Genomic DNA, 4366 nt, shown 5'->3' on the forward strand with positions numbered 1-4366 from the left:
TGACTTTGACCGCTGATTCGGGAGTCGTTTGATCACGGATTTCGGAGTCGATGATGTTGCGGCGAAGTCGTTGACTGTGAATTCGGGAGTCACCGGCTGTCCATGTGGCATTGATGTGATGTCGGGGTGCGGCCTTCGGGGTCGAAGGTGGAGTTGTATGCGGCGATCCGCCGAGATGCCCGCGCTGGTAAGTCAGCGCGGGCAATTCAGCGTGAGTACCGGGTGTCGTGGACGACGGTGCACAAAGCCCTGGGATCGGCCTGGCCCTCGGAGCGCAAGCACTACCCCGAGCGGGGCAGCAAGATCGATGAGTACCGCGAAGTCATCGACGGCTGGCTGCGCGCGGATCTGACTGCGCCGCGCAAACAGCGGCACACGGCCAAGCGGATCTTCGATCGCCTCCGTGAGGAGCATCAGGCTGACGTGTCGTACTCGCGGGTGCGCGCGTATGTGTCGGTGCGCCGCGGGGAGATTCTGGCCGAGTCCGGCCGGGCGCTGGTTGAGGTGTTCGTGCCGCAGTCGCACCGTCCCGGCGATGAGGCGGAGGTCGACTTCGGCGATGTGGTGATCGAGCTGCGCGGGCAGCCGGTCACGTGCACGTTGTTCTCGCTGCGGCTGTCATTCTCCGGCCGCGCCGTGCACCGGGCGTTCCTGTCTGCTGGGCAGGAAGCCTTCTTGGAGGGCCACGTGCACGCCTTCGAGGTGCTTGGTGGGGTGCCGTTCGGCCGGATCCGGTACGACAACCTGAAATCGGCGGTCTCGGCGGTGCTGGGGTTATCGCGGCACCGGGTTGAAAACGACCGCTGGGTGGCGTTTCGCTCGCACTACTCCGCAGAAGCTTTTTACTGTCAGCCCGGCATCGAGGGCGCTCACGAGAAGGGCGGAGTGGAAGGCCAGATCGGCTGGTTTCGCCGCAACCACTTCGTGCCGGTCCCGCAGGTCGAATCGATCGCCGAACTCAACGCCATGATCGACAAATGGGACGCCGACGACCTCGACCGCCGGATCGGTGCCCGGGTCCGCACCGTCGGCGAACTGTTCACCGTCGAAGCCCCGCTGCTGGTGCCGCTGCCGGAAGCTGCATTCGAGACCGGTCGCTGGTTCAACCTGCGGGTGGATCGCCACAGCCAGATCACGGTGCGCACCAACCGGTACTCGGTGCCGGTCCGCTTCGCCGGCCGCCAAGTACGGGTGCAGCTGCACGCCTCGCATCTGGAGGTGTACTGCGACCGCCAGCTGGTCGCCACCCATGAACGCCTACCAGGTAAGGCCGAAACCCGGCTGGAGTTGGATCACTACCTGGAGATCCTGCTGCGCAAACCCGGCGCTCTGCCGGGATCGACGGCGTTGGAGCAGGCCCGCGCCGCCGGACGGTTCACCCCGGTGCACGACGCCTGGTGGGCCGCGGCACGCAAGACCCACGGCGACGCCGCCGGCACTCGCGAACTGATCGGCGTGCTGCTGGCGCACCGCCACCTGCCCCACGAGCTGGTGGTGATCGGGTTGGTGCGCGCTCTGGCCGCCGGGGCACTGACCGCTGATGCCGTGGTCCTGGAGGCGCGAAAGGCCGCTGAGGACAACACCTCTGAACACTCCGACGAACACCCGGCGACCGCTGATGACACCGAGGCGGTGGCGTCGTTGACCGCGCGGCGGCTGTCGTCACTGCCCACCGATTCCCGGCCGTTGCCCTCGGTCGCGGCCTACGACACTCTGCTGCGCAACCCCAGGAAGGACACCGCCACACCATGAGCACCACCACTTCTGTGAGTACGAGCCTGCCGCACCGGCGCGGACTGACCGAACAAGCTGCTGACGCCGCGGTCGAACAGGCCTGCCGGATGCTGCGCCTGCCCACGATCCGCACCAACTTCACCGAACTGGCCGATGAGGCCGTCGCCGAGCAGATGTCCTACCGCGGATTCCTGGCCGAGCTCTTGATGGCCGAATGCGACGACCGCGCCCGGCGCCGCGCTGCGCGACGAATCAAAGGCGCTGGATTTCCCCGTGATAAGTCGTTGCGGGCCTGGGACTTCGGCGCCAACCCGCACGTCGATGCCGCCACCGTGCACACCTTGGCCAAGTGCGAATGGGTCAAGAAAGGGTTGCCGCTATGTCTGATCGGCGACTCGGGCACCGGCAAGAGCCATCTGCTGATCGCGTTGGGCACCGAGGCGGCGATGGCCGGCTACCGGGTCAAGTACACGCTGGCCACCAAACTGGTCAATGAACTCGTCGAAGCCTCCGACGACAAACAGTTGTCCAAGACGATCGCCCGCTACGGCCGCGTTGATCTGCTCTGCGTCGACGAGCTGGGCTACATGGAACTCGACCGCCGCGGCGCCGAGCTGCTGTTCCAGGTGCTCACCGAACGCGAAGAGAAGGCCTCGGTGGCGATCGCCTCCAACGAGAGTTTCTCCGGGTGGACTAAAACGTTCACCGACCCACGGCTCTGCGCAGCCATCGTCGACCGACTCACGTTCGGCGGCAACATCATCGAAACCGGTACCGACTCCTTCCGCCTGGCGCACACCCGCGCCAAGAGCAGCGATCAGACCCAGTCGCCCGGTGACTGAGGATCCCGACGGGCCGGTCAAGGACCCCGCCGCGGTCAGCGACGGTGAGCTGAACAGCATCGCAGCAGTGCTCACCATCGTTGATGAATTCCTGCGCAGCGACTCCATCGCTGCGCTACTGGCTGCACACCTACGGGCCACCGGCCATGACCACCCTGGCTATGACGCCGCGCTGCTCATCGACCAGATCAGCTTCACCGCGCATGCGCTGCGGTCCTCGGTTGTTACGACCGATCAGTCGATACCTGTTTGGCCAATTCCGCCAAGGCGATAACTCCCTGCATCATCTGCGAAGCCAGAAACGAGGGGTCCGTCTCGATCTGCTCGGCGATGTTGGCCGTCAACGCCAGCGTGGCCAACCCGTGAGACAGCGACCACCCCGCCAGGGCGAGTGCACGGACAGCTTCATCGGTGACCGGTTCCGAACGGTGAGCTGACAAACCGGATCGGGCCGAACCAAAGAGGACATCGAACGCCGCGTTCTTGGCCACCAACAACTTCGGATCGTCACCGCGATACAGGTAAGGGCGGAACATCACCTCGAAGTAGCCCCGGTGGGTGAGCGCGAATGTCACATAGGCCTGGCCGCCCGACAGGAATCCGCCAGGGCCCGTCGCGGCCGCACCGATCACCTCTGCCTGCAGGGCGAACCCCTCGGTGGCTACCGCGGTGAAGATGCCAGCCTTGTCGCCGAACTGATAGGCCAGTGCTGAATGGGACACGCCAGCACGACGAGCGATGCGGCGCATGCTCACCGCAGCAACCCCGACACTCTCCACCTCCTCGATCGCACCATCGATCGCCGCCCGTTCAAGCTGCCCGTGGTGATACGGCCGCGACTGCGCAGTTGACGCCATATGCGCACCCTACCGAGCAATCTGACCATTGATAAGTTTCCTCAGATCGGGCATGCTGACGGGCAGTTCACAAACTGTCCATTGGTCAGATTGCCGAATGAGGAGCCGCCCCGTGAACGACAACACCGTGACGAGCGCCGGCGATACACGGTGGAGCGCAGCACGCGTGATCCGATGGAGCGGCGTGATCGGATTTGCGCTGCCGGCGCTGACCTTGCCGGTGTATCCGATCTGGTCCTACCCGCAAACCCAGACTCCGGGCATCGATGTGGCGGCATGGGCGACCAACCACCATGTTCAGCTGGTCGTGACCCAGCTGCTCAACACCGTGGGTGTCACGCTGTGGTTCGTCTTCGGTGCCGCGCTGTGGATGCATCTTCGCGATCGGCTGCCTGCGCGATCGACTCTGCCAGCGTGCTTTGCCGCCAGCTTCTTCGGCTGCGTGATCCTGCTGCTCAGCGGCTTCACCGCCTTCAACCTCTTGCTCTATCGGCAATACTCCGCCGAGCTGTCAACGCTGCTCTACGACTTGACCTTTGGACTGTTGGCGATGTCAGGGCTGCCCACCGTGGTGGCGCTCGGTTCGTTCGCGGCCGCGGTATACCGCTATCGAGTGCTGCCTCGGTACACCGCACACCTTGCGATCGCCGGCGCCGCAGTACACCCGCTTCTGCTCGCCGCATTCATCGTCGAGGACGGCCCCCTTTCCCTGCAGGGCCTCTCCATCACGGCGATGCCGGCCTTCTTGTTCGCCTGGATCCTTGGGACAGCGCTGGGAATGCCTCGTCAGCATTGACCAAGACAGCGACGTTGGCGGCACGCCACGGCCAGCCCCCATGACTCCCATATTCGTGAGCAATCTGGCAGCTCCTACACCCTCAACGACTCCCGAATTCGTGATCAAACGACTCCCGAATCAGCAGTCAAAATCAG

General features: G+C 64.7%; 5 protein-coding genes. 4 read left to right on the forward strand and 1 reads right to left on the reverse strand.

Going from position 1 to position 4366, the window contains the following annotated elements; translation table 11 throughout:
* Positions 1 to 126: 126 nt before the first annotated feature.
* The 3 genes from istA to ACJH6H_RS29510 are packed head-to-tail and all read left to right on the forward strand — an operon-like array spanning position 127 to position 2850.
* Positions 127 to 1752, forward strand: a complete 1626-nt coding sequence (gene istA / locus ACJH6H_RS29500) for an IS21 family transposase (protein WP_074368429.1) — start codon at positions 127 to 129, stop codon at positions 1750 to 1752.
* Positions 1749 to 2576, forward strand: coding sequence for an IS21-like element helper ATPase IstB (gene istB / locus ACJH6H_RS29505; protein WP_061006249.1), 828 nt, complete (start codon positions 1749 to 1751; stop codon positions 2574 to 2576). Before istA ends, istB begins: the two co-directional genes overlap by 4 nt.
* Entirely contained in the window at positions 2569 to 2850 is a 282-nt protein-coding gene (locus tag ACJH6H_RS29510; protein WP_074368431.1) for a hypothetical protein, read from the forward strand. Before istB ends, ACJH6H_RS29510 begins: the two co-directional genes overlap by 8 nt.
* Here ACJH6H_RS29510 and ACJH6H_RS29515 read toward each other — a convergent pair.
* Positions 2801 to 3433: a TetR/AcrR family transcriptional regulator gene (locus tag ACJH6H_RS29515; RefSeq protein ID WP_061006250.1), complete on the reverse strand. Its 633-nt coding sequence runs from the start codon at positions 3431 to 3433 to the stop codon at positions 2801 to 2803. The two genes, ACJH6H_RS29510 and ACJH6H_RS29515, sit on opposite strands and share 50 nt — an antisense overlap.
* 112 nt (positions 3434 to 3545) lie before the next feature.
* Here ACJH6H_RS29515 and ACJH6H_RS29520 point away from each other — a divergent pair, with 112 nt between their 5' ends.
* The gene (locus ACJH6H_RS29520) at positions 3546 to 4229 is read left to right on the forward strand and encodes a hypothetical protein (protein WP_244873010.1); all 684 of its coding nucleotides are present in this window, start codon (positions 3546 to 3548) and stop codon (positions 4227 to 4229) included.
* Positions 4230 to 4366 lie beyond the last annotated feature (137 nt).

Origin of the sequence: Mycobacterium sp. SMC-21 (assembly GCF_045310825.1) — a bacterium.
Classification (GTDB): domain Bacteria; phylum Actinomycetota; class Actinomycetes; order Mycobacteriales; family Mycobacteriaceae; genus Mycobacterium.